We start from the raw sequence: 15,352 nt of genomic DNA on the forward strand, positions 1-15,352 counted from the left end.
TTGCCACGGTTGAAGCCTTGACCCCATTACTGCAGGCGCAGTATGATATGCTGTGGCGAGGAAGGAAACATAAGTAAACTTTCTCTATATCGTTAGTCTAAAGCCTCTGCGTGACCTGAGCGTGAAAAAGAACGTGAAAAAATAGTATGAGCCAGTTATACCTCTCTCTACTTGGTTCCCCTGAGATCCGCCATCGAAAGCAAGAGCAGGATCAGGTGCTAAAACTGCCGACGCGCAAAGTATTAGCTTTGCTGATCTACTTGGCGCTTGAAGGTGGTATGCATCCGCGCGAGAAGCTGATCGCCCTCCTCTGGCCAGATTCTGACGAGGCCCAGGGGCGAACGATTCTGCGCCGCACCCTGGCTCTGCTTCGTGAGGTACTTGAGGAGACGGCTGTTGCGCCTCTCGAAACTCACCTCATAGTGCAGCGCAATGCCCTCGGCGTGCGCCAAAGCTCCTCTCTTGAGAGTGATGTGTATGTGTTGAATGCAGCTTTTGCCAGTATCAGGGCGCGACCTATTGTGGACAAGCTACAGGGCGAGGAGCGCCGGGCGCTGATGACGCAGGTGCAGGAGGCGTTACAACTGGTCAGAGGAACCTTTTTAGAGGATTTTACTTTGCCCGACGCGCCAGCATTTGAGACCTGGATGAGCACGCAACGCGAGGCAATTCGGCGTCGTTTGAATGTTCTCTCGGATCTCCTCTCTACCTGGCAAATGGAGGCGGGCGAACTGACTGCTGCCATCGCTACAGCAACGCGCTGGGTTGAGACTGACCCCAGCAATGAGGAGGCGGCTCGACGCTTGATGCAGTTGTTTTTCAGCATAGGGAAACGTGACGAGGCCTTGTATGTCTACGAAACAACGCGCGCCTGGCTGAGGCGTGAACTCGACGTTGAGCCTGCGCCAGAAACATTGGCTCTGGCCGAGCGCTTGCGTAGAGAGCCGCTGGCACCCCAGAGAGCCCAAAGGCAACAGGTCGGCGCGCTCCAGCTTGACGGCCTACTGATAGGGCGCGCGGAGGAATATGCAAGCCTGGTTGAGCGCTATCACCGCGTTCAACAAGAGGGACTCCAACTGATGCTGATTGAAGGAGAGGCGGGCATTGGCAAGACACGGCTAGTGACAGACTTTCTAGGATGGGCTAGCGCGCAGGGAGCTGATGTGCTGCAGGGGCGAGCGGCAGTATCAGTAAGCAATAATCGTCTACCATATCAACTACTGATAGATGCTCTCCGCAGGCGCATGGAGCGTGAGAACGCGCCTGAAGATTTACTCAGCGATATATGGCTTAGCGAACTAGCGCGCATCTTACCTGAGTTGCGCGAGCGCTATCCAGACCTGGCTGTTCCCGTCGTAGATGAGCTTGTGGGGCAGGCCCAGCTCTTTGAGGCTGTGGCCCGTTTGGGCCAGGCATGGGCGGCGCGGCGTCCACTTGTTATCTTTTTTGATGATCTGCAGTGGACGGATATGGCTTCCCGCGATCTGCTCACCTATGTTCTGCAGCAATGGCGAGAAAAACAGCTTCCCATTCTACTTATTGCCAATGTTCGTACAGATCTGCATTCCACGCAAGCCGATTGGCAGGAGTGGCTCTTCCATCTCAAGTATGCTCTGCCAACACTAACCATGCCACTGGCTGGACTTCGCTTTGAGGATATCGCCAGGTGGGTACAGTATCTGGAAGGACGCACCGCGCGACAAGAAAAGGAGGCGCCAGCAGGAAAAGTTCTTGCTACCTCTATAACTGCTGCCCCCTTTGTGCACTGGCTTTTTAGCAAGACGCGAGGCCAACCACTATACATTACAGAGATATTGAGGGTATTGCTTGAACGAGAGATGTTGAGAGCGCTGCCCCGCTCGGATGGAACGTGGGCTATCGATACTGCTTCTATAACGCTCTCGGATATTGCGCAATGGCAACATGTCTTGCCGGAGAAAATACACGATATCATCAGTATGCGCCTGGTGCGCCTCTCTCCAACTGCCAAAATCCTGCTCAGCGCGGCGGCGGAGCTTTGCAGCGACTTTACCTTTGAGTTACTCTATCAGGTAGCAGAGCTATCGAGCAACGATGCTCTGCTTGCCCTCGATGAGCTCATCAGTCATCGTTTGCTCATCGAACAAATCGATTCCGCCTCTGAAGAGGAGGCAGTCACATACGTTTTCCCTCATGCTACCCTGCGTGAGGTAGTCTACATTGAGACAAGTGAGAGCCGGAGACGTGTTTTGCATGGCCGAGCATTAGACCACCTTCAGGATACGGGCATCCCGGCAGCCTTTCTTGCATACTATGCACAAGGCTCTGGACGCTCTCACCAGGAAGTGGCTCACTGGTATCAGAAGGCAGGCGATGAGGCAAGGCAGGTCTTTGCAATACAGCAGTCACGCTTCTATTGTGAGCAAGCACGAAGTTTACTGGCTAAAGCCCCTTAACCCGAGGTTCAGGCAAAGATCAAGCGCGAAGGGCCAGCTATTATTACAATGCTGCGGGAAAGAGAGAAAAGCAGCCTTCAGGAAATTGCTGTTGGCATTGGAACGAAATAACCAGTTACAGATTTGGCTCTAGTTTCTTCAACTTGTGCCGCTCAAAATAGCCTTTGCCTTCTATTTGCATAATATCCTCGCAGCGCTCAACAAACAACGGGAAAGCCTTTTGTGGGTCCATATAGGCGGCGGCTCCTGCTTCGTAGAGGGCGCGCTCTTCTTTAAGGGCTTCTAGCGCCTGGCGGAAGAGGCGCCAACTGTCTCCATAATGGTAGACACCCTCAAGGGCAAGGGCAATTGAGACCAGCATACTTAAAATTGTTGGCACTAATTTAGGGATATCGGCAATATTGAGGAGCACTGGCACTACCAGAGCGCCGATGGTACTGAAAAGTAGTAGGCTTTGATGCCACCGTTTGTTGTATATCGCCTGCTGAGAGTAGTAGTCATATTGCTGTTGCCACCGTCCTTTGAGGTATTGTTCTGCGTTATTCGTGAGTGGTTGCATTGTGCTCTCCTCTCATATATCTATGCCTGGCTTGAGAATTGCTAAGTGTTTCTGGCTTGCTATCAGTTTCAGCCCTCTAAAGGGTATAACGAGCCAGGAGGGCAAAATGCAAAAAATATCTGATTTCTATATATTTTGATTAATGCCTGACGCCTGGTACCCTTTGCCTCTTGCGTTGGTGTGCCACAAACTATAAAATCCTTCCTGAACAATAATAAGAGAGATAGAGGAAAGTTATGCAGAAAGAGGGATATCTCCGTGAGCACAAATGGAATAAGGGGATATGGCGTGATTCTCTACTCTATGCGATCATCGAGCGCGATTGGCAAGCAGGGAAAACCAGTTCTCCCCTGTTTCCTTAATAATCTTCGCGGAGCCTTGAGAGATTCACCTGCTATCAAGACAATAGTGTCGCGCCTCTTCTCGAAAGAAACGAAGCCATACTTTGACGGCAGTTGGTAAGGAGGAAACAGTTGTATAATGCATAAGCAGACTTTCGCGGTGAAATTGAGGTATCTGTTGAGCATGGAGCTCTACCAATCTGCCTGTTTTCACCTCTTGTTCAACCATGGCTCGTGTCAAGAGCGCGACGCCTTGCCCGCTCATGAGTAAGTCGTAGGCAGTTTGAGGAGGAACCTCAATAGTTGATGATGGTGCAGCGGAGAGTAGATGTGATTGCCAGCGTTTCACCTCGACATTCCAATCGATGAGAAAGAAGGGCTGGCCCTGGCTTACGATTTCCGCGAGCGTGATATGCTCTGCTTGGGCGAGGGGATGCTCGGGATACGTTACCAATATCAAAGGTTCTTTCAGGCTTAGGAGTGGAGAGAGCTCAGGATGAAAGAAGGGTCCAACCACGAAGCCAAGGTGAACATAATGTTCATAGAGCATTTCGCAGATTTCTTGTGTATGGCCGGTATGAATCGCTACATCAATATGTGGATGGTCGTGATAGAAGCGGGCAAGCGCTGTGGCAAAAAAACCTGCGGCCAGAGAAGGTAAAGTTGCGATTCTCAGTTGTCCTCTTTCTCCCTCGTGGGTTCGCCGAGCTACGTCTATTCCTGTCGTCATTGCGCGAAGCGCTGTTTGAGTATAGGGAAGAAAGCTTTGTCCAAGTTCTGTCAAAGAGAGGTGGCGGCCGTTTCGCTGGAATAGTGCTCCTCCAACCTCCTGCTCAAGTGCGCGAATCCGCAAGCTGATGGTTGGTTGGGAAACCCCCAATTTGCGAGCAGCTTTGCTGAAACTGCTATATAAAACGATTTGATCAAAGGCTTGCAGTTGATGAAGGTCCATAGGCTGTTAAGGTCTCCCTTCCGATAAAGAAAGCTTATCAAAAGTATAGCAGATATTGTCTTATTTTATAACAATGATGTCGTGCTATGGAGAGTTTTTTGAGAACGAGGGATACAGGCTGCCCCTATAATTAGGGAAAGCTACGTGTGCATAGCGAAGCAGGGATTAAAGCGAGCAGCCAGAGCTGTAAAGGCCGGTATATCAATAATGAAGCGCCTTTCTGGCTTTTCCGCAAAAGCCTTCTAATAGTCTTGCACCAGGTTTATGCTGTGCCAATACTTATTAGTTGATCTTTTGTTAGGAATATGTTGCTTAGAGATTCCGGAGATCCAGGAATCTTAGACGACGTATCTACTCAATGATTTCTAGTCTGGCCTGTTTGAAGCGGAACTGACCAGTCCCACACAGAAAAAAACCAATAGTGATATTGGTGCTCTCTTCCTGGATATCCTTGATAATTTCGTATGCTGTCCAGGCGCATGAGCCTTGGAGAGGAGGAGCCGGCCTGCGCATAAAACAGAGACTGTGCTTATGATTGCCGACGCGCAGCCAGATCTGAGCTCCTCCCACAATTCCTTCAGCTTGTACCAAGGCCGAGAAGCGCAGGCGCTTCCTTCTGTAATAATGGGCAAGGAAGCTCTGAGCTAAAGTACAGCCTTTGGTATCCCCGGCTTCTTTTGACCTGAGATAGATATATTCCTGCTCAATACCAACCTCATAGGCTTGCTTACTTCCTGTCAATTCCCATCCAACCAATTTTGTAGTGAAATCAAGGTTCGTTGGATAGGGAGAAAGAACATTTTGCCCCTGATCATCCTGATCTGTCCGTCTGGCATGAAGAACAAGCGTTTGCACGGCTGAAGTATCGCGCAGAAAGATGGCTCCATCAAACTCACGCCGCAAAGAGGCCTGACAAAAAAATATTTGCGGCTGATCCTCTCGATACAAGGCGCCAATAAAGCGAAAGAGACGAGGACCTTCTAACCAGCGGGCGGCAGCTCCCGCAGGATCGACCTGCTGGAAATCCAGCAGCCAGCGAGCAGGCCCTACCTGATTGAAGAGATATTCATAACTCTGCTCGGGAGGTGGAAGCACACGATGGGCAACTAAGAGGGAGGAACGAGCCAGCGCATCATTGCCTTCAATGGCATAACAGGTTCCCTGGTAAAAGCTCAAGGCGATGGCGCGGTAGTCAGTCTGATACCACTCGCGCAGGTAGGACCCCATACTTCTAAATGTGGTATTGGGTAAGCGATATTCTGCGTTGCCAATATGTTCATTATGCGCCCAGACAATGATCTTCGTCTCCGGGCCTGCCTCATCGAGAATACTGGCGAGATTGGTGGCCATAAAACGATCGCGCGCTGAAGAATCTTCCCCAGAAAACACGCATTCTGCTTGCATGAGAATGCGCAAGCTTTGGCGCACGTGGACAAGAGCTCTTGAAGAGAGAGCATCGCCAAATTGAGATTCATCCTCGCTCAAACGCGTGTACAGCTTCTGCAGACAGCTCCGGCAGGATCTTTTTTCCTGAGGTGAGAGCTTAATCCTCAGGGGAAGTCTGGAGAGCAGAGCAAGGCTGGCCTCTACCTCAGAGAGCTCTTGGGGCAAAAAGGAAGCAACATACGCTTTAACCGCTTCGCTGGCCAGGGAAAAGCTTTGCATATCCAGGCCAAAGAAGCTGATAATGTTGGAATGTTGTTCGTTATACTGGCGTAACCAGGTAATAACCTCTACAAATTCCTGGGTCCTGTAGACCCAATACAACTCCTTTACCAAAGTCTGTGGATCTCCTTCTCCGGCCTGAATATAGGTATTGATGCGGCTGCATTGATCCCAGGAAGCCTCAAGTGCTAAATGAGAGAAACCCATTTCTTCGATCAGGAATTTCAGGAGGCGATGCCTCATCAGCATAAATTCTTTTGTTCCATGCGTAGCTTCTCCTATGGCAACAATATGAGCATCACCTATCAGAGCTTTCAATGGGGAAAGATCCGTCAGGTTATCTTGAGGGAGATTACTTTTGAGAGGGAAGACAGCGTTACGAAGCTCAACAACCGGCTGCGCTATTTCAGACATATATACTCACTCCGCATATATTACAAGTGCAGAAGAATCAATGATGTTCTGAACATTGTATCGCAAAGAGTGCATACAGGCCACTGTTTACCACTTTTGTCTGCTATACAGGAATAATTAGAGAAAATATCAAGCTTGACCGCCTACACTGGATTGAAAATCTATTTTGCCATGTTGTAACAAAAGTTACTTTATTACGATGTATCGTGTGAGATCTCAACTATTGAATTTAGAGGTACATATGCAACAGGAGCCTCTGCCATCGCTGAACGCTAAAGCATATTTGAGCGCGCTCTATCAGCGATACGCACCAGCGCTTTTTGCCTATCTACACCGGCATTGTGGTTCGCTAGAAGATACTGAGGACCTGCTACTAGAAGTCTTTCTGGCTGCCCTAGAACGCCCACGGTTCGAGGCATTAGGCTTAAGAGAGCAGGAAGCCTGGCTCTGGTGTGTGGCACGCAATAAAGCAGTAGATTATCATCGCAAACGAGGTCGTCAGGGCATACCTCTTGACCTTGTATCCGAAGAACTATATGCGCAGGAATCTACTACGCCCGAGGTCGTATTGCTGCGCCAGGAAGAGCATGCTCTTCTTCAGGCGCATATCCGGCGTTTACCGCTTCCTCAGCAAGAAGTGGTGCGTCTGCGCTTTGCTTATGGATTGCGCAGTGCCGAAATTGCTGCACAATTGCAAAAAAGCGAGGGTGCAGTACGTGTAATGCTTTCACGAGCGCTCAAAATGTTACGAAAGATCTATGAGAATGGATAGGAGGAGAGTAATAGAGCATGTCAGAGCAATATGATCCTTTCGAGCCTTCTCGTCTAGATGAGTCAGTAGAACAACTCTCTTCCATTGACCACGCTCACAGTGAATTTTCTCAGCAAAAGCTGAGCGATCCTGGTACGCGCCTCATTCGGGACCTGCAGAGCTTGTATGGTTCTGAGTATAGGAGCTATCAGCAAGCCATGCGCCGGGTTGAAAATCGCCTGCTAGAGCACTACAGCGCGCGGAAAGAGCAGAGCCCGACACTGGTTCCCTCACCTTCAGCAACCCGGCTCTTTGTAGAGAAAAGAGCCCGGCCAGAAAGAAAAGTGAGCATGGAAGATAAACATTCTTTATCGCCTATGATACCAAAGGCTAGGCGATCAGTTGGTATTCTGGTTGCCATAGCAGCCCTGGTCATTCTTATAGGGGGCTTGTTTCTTGTGCAAAACTATCGCCAGCAACAGTTAACAAGGGAGGGATCGGGAAGGGAATCAGTAGTAACGGCTACGCCGCCAAAAGCTACGCCAGCTTCAAGGAAGGTAAGCAACATTGGGAAGACGCTCTATACCTCGGTCGGCAATAAGGTGGGCTTCAATGGGCTGGCCTGGTCGCCGGATAGTACGCGCGTAGCCTCTTCGACGATTGAGGGTGCGCAGATCTGGGATGCCACGAGCGGGAAGCATCTTGTGAATGTGCAATTTGACAATCCTGAAGCTTTCCCAAATGGGCTGGCTTGGTCGCCAGATAGCCAGCTTCTTGCCATTGCCAGCAGCCAGGCGCTGTTCATAGTCAACGGCCAGACAGGGGCTATAGTGCAAACGCTTCAGGCGCAGGGAACAGGGATTGCATATCAGGGAGGTAGCAAAATCTACCATACATCTTTGCGGCCCACGGGCAGTGGAGAGGGCTTCAGAAGCGTTGCCTGGTCGCATGATGGTAACTTCATTGCGGCCTCAGTCAGTGCAGGGAGCGGTGGCTATATTGAGATTTTGAACGCAAAGACCTTCGAGCTCGCCTATACCTTTAATCTTAATAACAATTACGTTCCGACTACTCTGGCCTGGTCTGGCGATGGTCGTTACCTGGCTGCCAATGTTTTCAGTTCAGAGCCAGGGAATCAGACGGTTTCTCAGAATAAGCAGGTCATGATCTGGGCCTGGAATATTCCCGCACGTCAGATCGTGTTTCAAAAACCTGGTGGTACAGGTTCGGATAGTCCGCTGGAGTTTCAGCCTGCCAGCCATAACCTGGCTTTTGTTTCGGCCATACAAACATCTTCAATCGAAGTCTGGAATGTGGGAACCGCGAAACTTGTCACACAGTATAAAGCAGCGAGCTCCGGGCCCTTAGCCTGGTCGCCAGATGGCCAGTGGCTGGCATATGCGCAAAGTTCACAGGTGAAGATCCTAGATAGCAAGAGCGGCCAGACGCTCTATACCTATGAAGGTCATAAAGCGAACGTGTGCCAGTTAGCCTGGTCTCCCAACGGAAACTATATAGTTTCGGGTGAAGGGCAAACAGAGGCCAAGGAAATGGTCGCGAAAGTATGGACAGCTGGCTAAGGGGCAATGGTTGAGCGTAAACCACGTATATAGCATGGTAAGCTCCCTAAGTTTTGAGTGGAGGAATGAGGTCTTTCGCTATCCCATGTTGGAGAAGTGGAAGGCCTCGGAATGATTGTTGAGTTGACCACAAATTATTTTACCTCAGGGCTGCTTTCATCCTTGCCCACTTTCTTCTTCTGCTTGCGGACCCGTAGATGTGCGCGTCTCGTGCACAGCGCCGTTGTGTTCGATGGTTCGACTGATCTTGAGGCCTGGATCGCTGGAGAGACCAATGGCGATAATCTTTCTTGCCTTGATGCCGATCATCTCAGGAGAAATCTGCCTGGCCCCGAATTTCAAGCATGCGTGCGCGATATGGAGAGAGGGAGACAATATCATCCACAACGAAGGCTGCGTGCCCATTTTTCACGATGTTGCGGTACTTTAAAGATGTGGGCAGTGCTCGCCCAACGATATCGATGCTATCGAAATGAATCTGCAAAAGATAGTATTATTGGATAATTTTCGCGCTGCTTGAAAATGCATGAATAGTATTATTATTGCATACAAAATTGGCATTTGATAGAATAATTGCTTATCTCTGCTTACATACTTCTTATGGACGTATCTTCTTCTGCAAAGCAAGCTGTTAGTACATTTGGCATAGCCAAAATTTCTTCTTTTGTCTTTTACCAGAAGGTAAGATTACTACATAAACTGATTCTAGAACGCCCTGAGCGTGACACGTAGGTGTTAGCTTCCCTGCTTGAAGAGTGCTTGTTATGAATCGTACCCCTACAAGAATCTAATACTTTTAACTTAAAGCAAAAATTTATCTGTTTTTTAATAGATTTTTAACATCTGTCACTTGTTTATTGCTGAGAAATTGCGTATAAATTAATCCGTACCTCCTGGCTTTACTGCATGTTCCTATTAAAAAATTAATAAGAGGACTTTTCTATACCTCGAAACAACCGTGCAGTTTTAACAGTCTGGGCTCGTAAAACATGTCATGGAGGAGCAAGGAAGCAATTACCTTTTCTCTTGAAAGCTGGAGAACAGGGAAAATATGGATTTATATTAAGAGAGGCAAGATATGGCTCTACCTTCACCCGACAAACCTCGACGCGCGCCATTACCATCGGAACACTATATTCCTCAGACGATGCCGCGAGTTCTCACTAAGTGGGATTTACTGGCTTTCTACACTCCCATGATGTTTCTTATCACCAATGCCGTACTCTCGGCCAGCGGGGGAGTAGTGGGATTGACCTATACTATTGTGGGAGCTGTACTATTTTTTGTCCCGTGTGTTATTGCAACCAGACAGCTTGTTACGATGTTCCCGCATGAAGGATCGCTCTACAATTGGACGTACCACGCGCTTGGTAGTGGAGCTAGCTTCTTTGTTGGACTGTGCTACTGGCTCAGCTGCGTCCTCGCCCCGGTCACCTCTGGAAACGTAATGGTCACTATTCTGCAAGGCATCAATCCCCGCTGGCTGACCGAGCCCTGGCAGCAAGGAACGCTGATGATCCTCATCCTTATGTTTGGGGCTTTTCTTGCCACGCAGAGGCTGCGCGCTTTGCAACTGCTCATCAGAGCGGGAGCCATTATGACCGTATGCGCGGCCTTGCTAGTAACCTTATCGGCAATAGTGTGGCTCATCTCGGGGCATCATGCCATGACAGACTTTTTCAAAGCTGGAGATTGGGCAATTACGCCCGATAACTTTGCCCTCTTTGGAATTGTTACGCTCAACTTCATTGGGGCCAGTGGACCGGTCACCATGGCAGGCGAGGTGCGCGAGAGCCAGGACAAGAAAAAAGAGATAGTGCGCCATCTCTCCTGGGGCTCGGTGCTTACATTTGCCAACTATTTTCTCGTTACCCTTGCCGTTCTGATCATTCGAGGCACAAATCTCAGTCAGGATGCTAATCAATCGTTTGTCGTGGTTGGCGTGGTTGATATGACTCTCGGCAAGCTATTGGGAAGTGTAACGACTGTCTGTGTCTTGATGTTTTGCATCATGGCGAGCATTTTATACGCGCTCATCTCATCGCGGCTCCTGTTAGTTGCCAGCATCGACCAGCGCCTGCCTAAAAGTCTGGCCCAGCTCAATAAGAACCGCGCACCAGCAGTCGCCATATGGTTTCATACCTTGATGGCCTCTATTCTGGTTGTGGTCATCTTTATTGTAGGGCCGAGCGTCATTGCCGGTAATAAGACGTTGCTAGCTACGCAGATCCAGACCGTCGTCTCTGCTGCCCTGACCGCCATCTGGACGCTCGCGACCATCTTTTACTTTATAAATCTCTTTTTCCTCTGGTACAAAGATCGTAAGTTCTTTAATGCTCAGCGCATATTTCCCCGCATAGTATTGTGGACCAGCATTATCGTGGGCACTGTGACCTGTATATTGACGCTTATCAGTATATTTGTTTATCCCTGGCTCCCTGCGCAGGTAATGAACGATGTTACCTGGAAGATATCAGTTACCCTGATAACCCTTTTCTGCCTGATTGCTGCCTTGATAGTCAGCCCGATAGCCGCCAGCCAGGCTGATTGGGAAGCCTTAACTACATCTAACACGTAATCTGGACCTGTTGAGGCTAGTAGGGAGATTCTGAGCAGAAGAGTACTTGAAAATAGCTAAAACATCTTTTATCATGCTTTCGGAGGATATAACAGAAGAGCAAAAAATTTTGCAAGTTTTATTAGCTGTTCTTATCACACTCGAATTTTGTTTTTATAATTTATTCGGTTATGGTGCTCTTTTTGCTGGGAGGTATGGATGCGAGAAACGGCATAAAGCTAGAAGGGTAACCGTAAAATCGGAAGTTTGGATAAGGCGGCGAAACGGAAGCAGGAGAAGGATCTGGAATAGAGAACCCCTTTGGTACATGTATAATGTTCAACCCACTCTTGAATATTAAGAGTAAGGAGGTTTCATGTCTACAGAGCAAATCACACCAACGGCTGCTCCCGCCCAACGGCTGGGACGCCCTATTCTCTCAACCTGGGAAGCAATTGCGCAATCCCTGGCGATCGGACCCATTTTTAGCGTCGCCTTTGTGGCCACGCTCGTTATCGGTGCCGCAGGTATTTCCACGCCGATTTCCTTTCTGCTCGCGGCGATAGGAATGCTCAGCGTGGGCTGGATGATCACCCTCTATGCCCGGCGCTATGCGGGGGCGGGAGCCATTTACGACTATCTGCGCCGCATATCACCAGTAATAGGTATAGTGGCTGCCTGCCTCTATTTTACGGGCATTTTGGTCTTGGCTGGAATAGGAGGCTATCCGGCGATTGGCCTGCTCACTTCGACGCTATTCCATACAGCCTTCGGGCTCTCCTTGCCCTGGTGGATTTACGCAATAATCGCTATCTGTGGCATATTTCTCTTAAACCACTTTGGGATCAGGATCACGACGCGCGTACAACTTGTACTCACAGGACTTTCGACTCTTCCGTTATTATTCCTGGCCCTTGTCATCATTGTTAAGGGAGGAGATGCTGGCAACTCCCTGGAGATGTTCAATCCGGCACATGCCTCAGTTTCTGGGTTGTTCCAGGGCATTCTCTTTGCCATCACCATGTTTATTGGCTTTGAGGCCTCTGCCTCGCTGGGTGAGGAGACGGCGGACCCGCGCCGCTCGATTCCGCGCGCCATTGCTGGCACAGTCATTATCGCTGCTGTATTCTATTTAATTATCACCTATGCTTCGGGCATCGGCTTTGGCCTGGCTCATGCCGATCAGTGGGCCAAAGATGGCTCACCGCTCGATACTCTGGGTACGCGCTATGTCGGTCCCTGGCTGGCTGTTTTGATAGATATCGCAGTAGTAATCGATGTTATCGTCTCAGTGAGCGCCTTTACCGCGACCACAGCGCGCGGCATCTTTGCGCTCGCTCGTCATGGCTTCTTGCCTCAAGTGATGGCGCGCACAACGAATTTTCGCACAAGGCCAGATACGCCCCTGGGCGGCAACCTGTTTGTCTTTTCCTGTGCCGTAATCGTGACAATCTTCCTTGCCATCATTGGCGCGGACCCCATGACCGCTTTTAACATCTTTGCCTCCTGGGGAACGATTCTGATTACCACCATCTATCTTGTGCTTGTATTGTGTGCGGTAACTATTTTGCGCGAGGAGCCGAAGAAATGGTGGCGCTGGATTATTTTCGTCATCGCTCTGATAGCCCCTGTGCTTGGCTTGTATGGAAGCGTTATCCCCTTCCCGCAGTGGCCTAACAATATCGCCCCTTTCGGCTCCCTGGCTGTAATCGTCATTGCTGCAATCTGGGCCTTCGTCGTGCGTAGCAATAAGCCCGAACTGCTTGCAGAAGCTTCTAAGGCGCACGTCTGGGAAGATGAGCCGATTAGCGTTGTGGCGGCTGAGGGAGGCACGATACCTGAGGAAGATGAAGAGGCCTCTGCGCAGCCCGCCCAGGAATAGGCCGCTCACCGCTGCTTGCGCCCTCAGGGATGCGCTGAGTCAGGTAGCGCAAGAGAATATATAGTATATTGAAGATATTCGTAGTTTGTCTCAGGTCTCGTGGGCATGTTAGTTCTTGTTGAGGAGCTACTCAGAGGAGAGTAGCCTCCTCTTTCTAGAAAGGCGTATTTATGTCAACCCAGGTAAAAGGCTCCCCAGCCGTTATAACCCATCCATTAGAGCCCTTAACTCCTGAAGAGATCAGAACAGCTGTTGCGATGGTCAAGGCTGAGCGCTCCTTGAGTGAGCTTGTGCGCTTTGTCTCGGTGGCGCTGTATGAGCCTTCTAAGCAGGAGGTGCAGGCTTTTAGGGAAGGCGATCCTGTTGTACGCAGAGCATTCATGGTATTGCTCGACAAATCTGAAGAAACAAGTGCCACGTACGAAGTAATTGTGAACATCAGTGAGGGCAAGATCGAGTCCTGGAAGCACATATCCGGCGTTCAGCCCTCGATCATGCCCGAAGAGTTCCTGGCCTGTGAGCAGGCTGTCAAGGAGCACCCCGATTTTCTGGCGGCCTTAGCGAAGCGGGGCATTACCAACCTGGACCTGGTGTATGTTGATCCGTGGTCGGCTGGCAACTATGGGGTAGCAGAAGAGAACTCGCGTCGTATCCTGCGCACAACTGTGCATACGCGTGTCAACCCTGATGATTCCCAGGAGAATAGCTATGCCCATCCCGTCGAGGGTTTGCATGCGCTCTTTGACTTGACGACCATGCAGGTGATAAGGGTTGACGATTATGGCGTAGTGCCCGTACCGCCAGAGCCCGGGAACTATGTAAATGCAGTACAGCCTCGGGAGACGCTCAAGCCATTGGAGATAGCGCAGCCCGAGGGCCCAAGTTTTCGCGTAAATGGGCATCATGTCGAATGGGATAACTGGACATTGCGTCTGGGTTTTGCTCCGCGCGAGGGGCTTATACTCTATGACATCGGCTTTAAAGAAAATGGTAAGGTCCGACCGATACTTTATCGGGCCGCGCTTTCCGAAATGGTGGTACCCTATGGCGATGCCAGCCCGAGCCATAGTCGCCAGAACGCCTTTGATGTTGGTGAATATGGCGTGGGAACCCTGGCCAATGCGCTTAAGCTGGGCTGTGACTGCCTGGGCACTATCTACTATTTTGATGCCCATATGGCCGATGCCGATGGAAATGTCTTGACCCTGCCCAATGCGGTGTGTATGCATGAAGAAGACTATGGCATTCTGTGGAAGCATTTCAATTTCCGCACTGAACACACGGAGGTCAGGCGTTCACGCCGCCTGGTAGTCTCGTTTATTGCTACGGTTGGCATCTATGAGTATGGTTTCTTCTGGTATTTCTATCAGGATGGCTCGATTCAGCAGGAAACCAAGCTGACAGGAATTATGAATGTTGCCGCGATTGCCCCAGGCGAAGAGCCAAAGTATGGAAAGCTGATAGCGCCGCAACTATACGCCCCGCATCACCAGCATTTCTTCTGCTTCCGCCTGGATACAAATGTCGATGGTGCGCGCAACACAGTGGTTGAGGAGCAGACCGTGGCAGTACCCGAAGGGCCTGAGAATCCTTATGGCAATGCCTTCTATGTGCAGGCCACGCCGCTTAGAACAGAGCTAGAGGCTCAACGCGATATCGACCCGTGCAGAGGGCGCACCTGGAAAATAATCAATCCTGATGTGCATAATCCGGCGACGGGCGAGGCGGTGAGCTATCAGCTGATGGCGGGCACCAATGTCTTGCCCTTCGCACACGAATCCTCAAGTTTCTTGCAGCGCGCCGGCTTTACCAAGCATCACGTATGGGTCACGCCATATGATCCAGAGGAACGCTATCCGGCTGGCAACTATCCCAACCAGCATAAGGGCGGCGATGGCTTGCTGGCCTGGACGAAGGCTGACCGTTCGATTGAGCATACGGATCTTGTGCTCTGGCATACGGTGGGAGTTCATCATATCGCGCGTCCAGAAGACTGGCCGGTCATGCCGGTTGCCTATGCTGGCTTTATGCTGCGCCCCAACGGTTTCTTTGCCCAGAGCCCTGCCCTTGACGTTGCGCCACAGGCAGAAAAGGAACATGGCTCACATTGCTGTGAACATGAATAAACCTGGGAGCAAGCAGACGAAAACAGTAAGGCGTTGTGTGTAGTGCGGGGGATGGGTTGGGCAGCTCTGGCAGTTGCCCAGCCGATGAGT

The 15,352-nt window shown here is 50.3% G+C and carries 11 protein-coding genes; 7 read left to right on the top strand and 4 right to left on the bottom strand.

What is annotated here, in order from left to right; translation table 11 throughout:
* Nucleotides 1-146 precede the first annotated feature (146 nt).
* The gene (locus EPA93_RS09090) at nt 147-2,435 is read left to right on the top strand and encodes an ATP-binding protein (protein ID WP_129886750.1); all 2,289 of its coding nucleotides are present in this window, start codon (nt 147-149) and stop codon (nt 2,433-2,435) included.
* A gap of 115 nt (nt 2,436-2,550) precedes the next feature.
* Here EPA93_RS09090 and EPA93_RS09095 read toward each other — a convergent pair whose 3' ends face one another.
* On the bottom strand, nt 2,551-2,994 hold the full coding sequence (locus tag EPA93_RS09095) for a DUF4231 domain-containing protein (protein ID WP_129886751.1): 444 nt from the start codon (nt 2,992-2,994) through the stop codon (nt 2,551-2,553).
* Between the two features lie 236 nt (nt 2,995-3,230).
* On the opposite strand from EPA93_RS09095, the gene EPA93_RS09100 reads away from it, so the two are divergent.
* Complete coding sequence (locus EPA93_RS09100; RefSeq protein WP_207229485.1) at nt 3,231-3,356, top strand: GNAT family protein; 126 nt, start codon at nt 3,231-3,233, stop codon at nt 3,354-3,356.
* Between the two features lie 25 nt (nt 3,357-3,381).
* Here the strand turns inward: EPA93_RS09100 and EPA93_RS09105 are convergent, their stop codons facing one another.
* Nucleotides 3,382-4,287 (bottom strand): LysR family transcriptional regulator, encoded by a 906-nt coding sequence (locus tag EPA93_RS09105; protein ID WP_129886752.1) that lies wholly within the window; start codon nt 4,285-4,287, stop codon nt 3,382-3,384.
* A 351-nt stretch (nt 4,288-4,638) separates the two neighbouring features.
* Nucleotides 4,639-6,366, bottom strand: a complete 1,728-nt coding sequence (locus EPA93_RS09110; RefSeq protein WP_129886753.1) for an erythromycin esterase family protein — start codon at nt 6,364-6,366, stop codon at nt 4,639-4,641.
* Between the two features lie 241 nt (nt 6,367-6,607).
* Between EPA93_RS09110 and EPA93_RS09115 the strand changes: the two genes are divergently transcribed.
* Complete coding sequence (locus tag EPA93_RS09115) at nt 6,608-7,138, top strand: RNA polymerase sigma factor (RefSeq protein ID WP_129886754.1); 531 nt, start codon at nt 6,608-6,610, stop codon at nt 7,136-7,138.
* A gap of 17 nt (nt 7,139-7,155) precedes the next feature.
* The gene (locus tag EPA93_RS09120; RefSeq protein ID WP_129886755.1) at nt 7,156-8,697 is read left to right on the top strand and encodes a WD40 repeat domain-containing protein; all 1,542 of its coding nucleotides are present in this window, start codon (nt 7,156-7,158) and stop codon (nt 8,695-8,697) included.
* Between the two features lie 156 nt (nt 8,698-8,853).
* On the opposite strand, the gene EPA93_RS48265 is transcribed toward EPA93_RS09120, so the two are convergent.
* A complete protein-coding gene (locus EPA93_RS48265) occupies nt 8,854-9,006 on the bottom strand; it encodes a hypothetical protein (protein WP_165422975.1) in 153 nt (50 codons plus the stop codon).
* Between the two features lie 769 nt (nt 9,007-9,775).
* Here EPA93_RS48265 and EPA93_RS09125 point away from each other — a divergent pair.
* From EPA93_RS09125 to EPA93_RS09135, 3 genes are all read left to right on the top strand, one after another.
* A complete protein-coding gene (locus EPA93_RS09125) occupies nt 9,776-11,275 on the top strand; it encodes an APC family permease (protein ID WP_129886756.1) in 1,500 nt (499 codons plus the stop codon).
* A 355-nt stretch (nt 11,276-11,630) separates the two neighbouring features.
* Nucleotides 11,631-13,136 carry an APC family permease gene (locus tag EPA93_RS09130; RefSeq protein ID WP_129886757.1) on the top strand — a complete coding sequence of 502 codons (1,506 nt, stop codon included), beginning with the start codon at nt 11,631-11,633 and terminating at the stop codon, nt 13,134-13,136.
* 170 nt (nt 13,137-13,306) lie between these two features.
* Nucleotides 13,307-15,262 (top strand): primary-amine oxidase, encoded by a 1,956-nt coding sequence (locus EPA93_RS09135; protein WP_129886758.1) that lies wholly within the window; start codon nt 13,307-13,309, stop codon nt 15,260-15,262.
* Nucleotides 15,263-15,352: the final 90 nt, after the last annotated feature.

The sequence above is a fragment of the Ktedonosporobacter rubrisoli genome, assembly GCF_004208415.1.
In the GTDB taxonomy this organism is placed as follows: Bacteria; Chloroflexota; Ktedonobacteria; order Ktedonobacterales; family Ktedonobacteraceae; genus Ktedonosporobacter; species Ktedonosporobacter rubrisoli.

Excerpts from the sequence above, each read along its gene's own strand:
- EPA93_RS09090 (WP_129886750.1), top strand. The coding sequence starts at position 147 with ATGAGCCAGTTATACCTCTCTCTACTTGGTTCCCCTGAGATCCGCCAT.
- EPA93_RS09095 (WP_129886751.1), bottom strand. The coding sequence starts at position 2,994 with ATGCAACCACTCACGAATAACGCAGAACAATACCTCAAAGGACGGTGG.
- EPA93_RS09100 (WP_207229485.1), top strand. The coding sequence starts at position 3,231 with ATGCAGAAAGAGGGATATCTCCGTGAGCACAAATGGAATAAGGGGATA.
- EPA93_RS09105 (WP_129886752.1), bottom strand. The coding sequence starts at position 4,287 with ATGGACCTTCATCAACTGCAAGCCTTTGATCAAATCGTTTTATATAGC.
- EPA93_RS09110 (WP_129886753.1), bottom strand. The coding sequence starts at position 6,366 with ATGTCTGAAATAGCGCAGCCGGTTGTTGAGCTTCGTAACGCTGTCTTC.
- EPA93_RS09115 (WP_129886754.1), top strand. The coding sequence starts at position 6,608 with ATGCAACAGGAGCCTCTGCCATCGCTGAACGCTAAAGCATATTTGAGC.
- EPA93_RS09120 (WP_129886755.1), top strand. The coding sequence starts at position 7,156 with ATGTCAGAGCAATATGATCCTTTCGAGCCTTCTCGTCTAGATGAGTCA.
- EPA93_RS48265 (WP_165422975.1), bottom strand. The coding sequence starts at position 9,006 with ATGATCGGCATCAAGGCAAGAAAGATTATCGCCATTGGTCTCTCCAGC.
- EPA93_RS09125 (WP_129886756.1), top strand. The coding sequence starts at position 9,776 with ATGGCTCTACCTTCACCCGACAAACCTCGACGCGCGCCATTACCATCG.
- EPA93_RS09130 (WP_129886757.1), top strand. The coding sequence starts at position 11,631 with ATGTCTACAGAGCAAATCACACCAACGGCTGCTCCCGCCCAACGGCTG.
- EPA93_RS09135 (WP_129886758.1), top strand. The coding sequence starts at position 13,307 with ATGTCAACCCAGGTAAAAGGCTCCCCAGCCGTTATAACCCATCCATTA.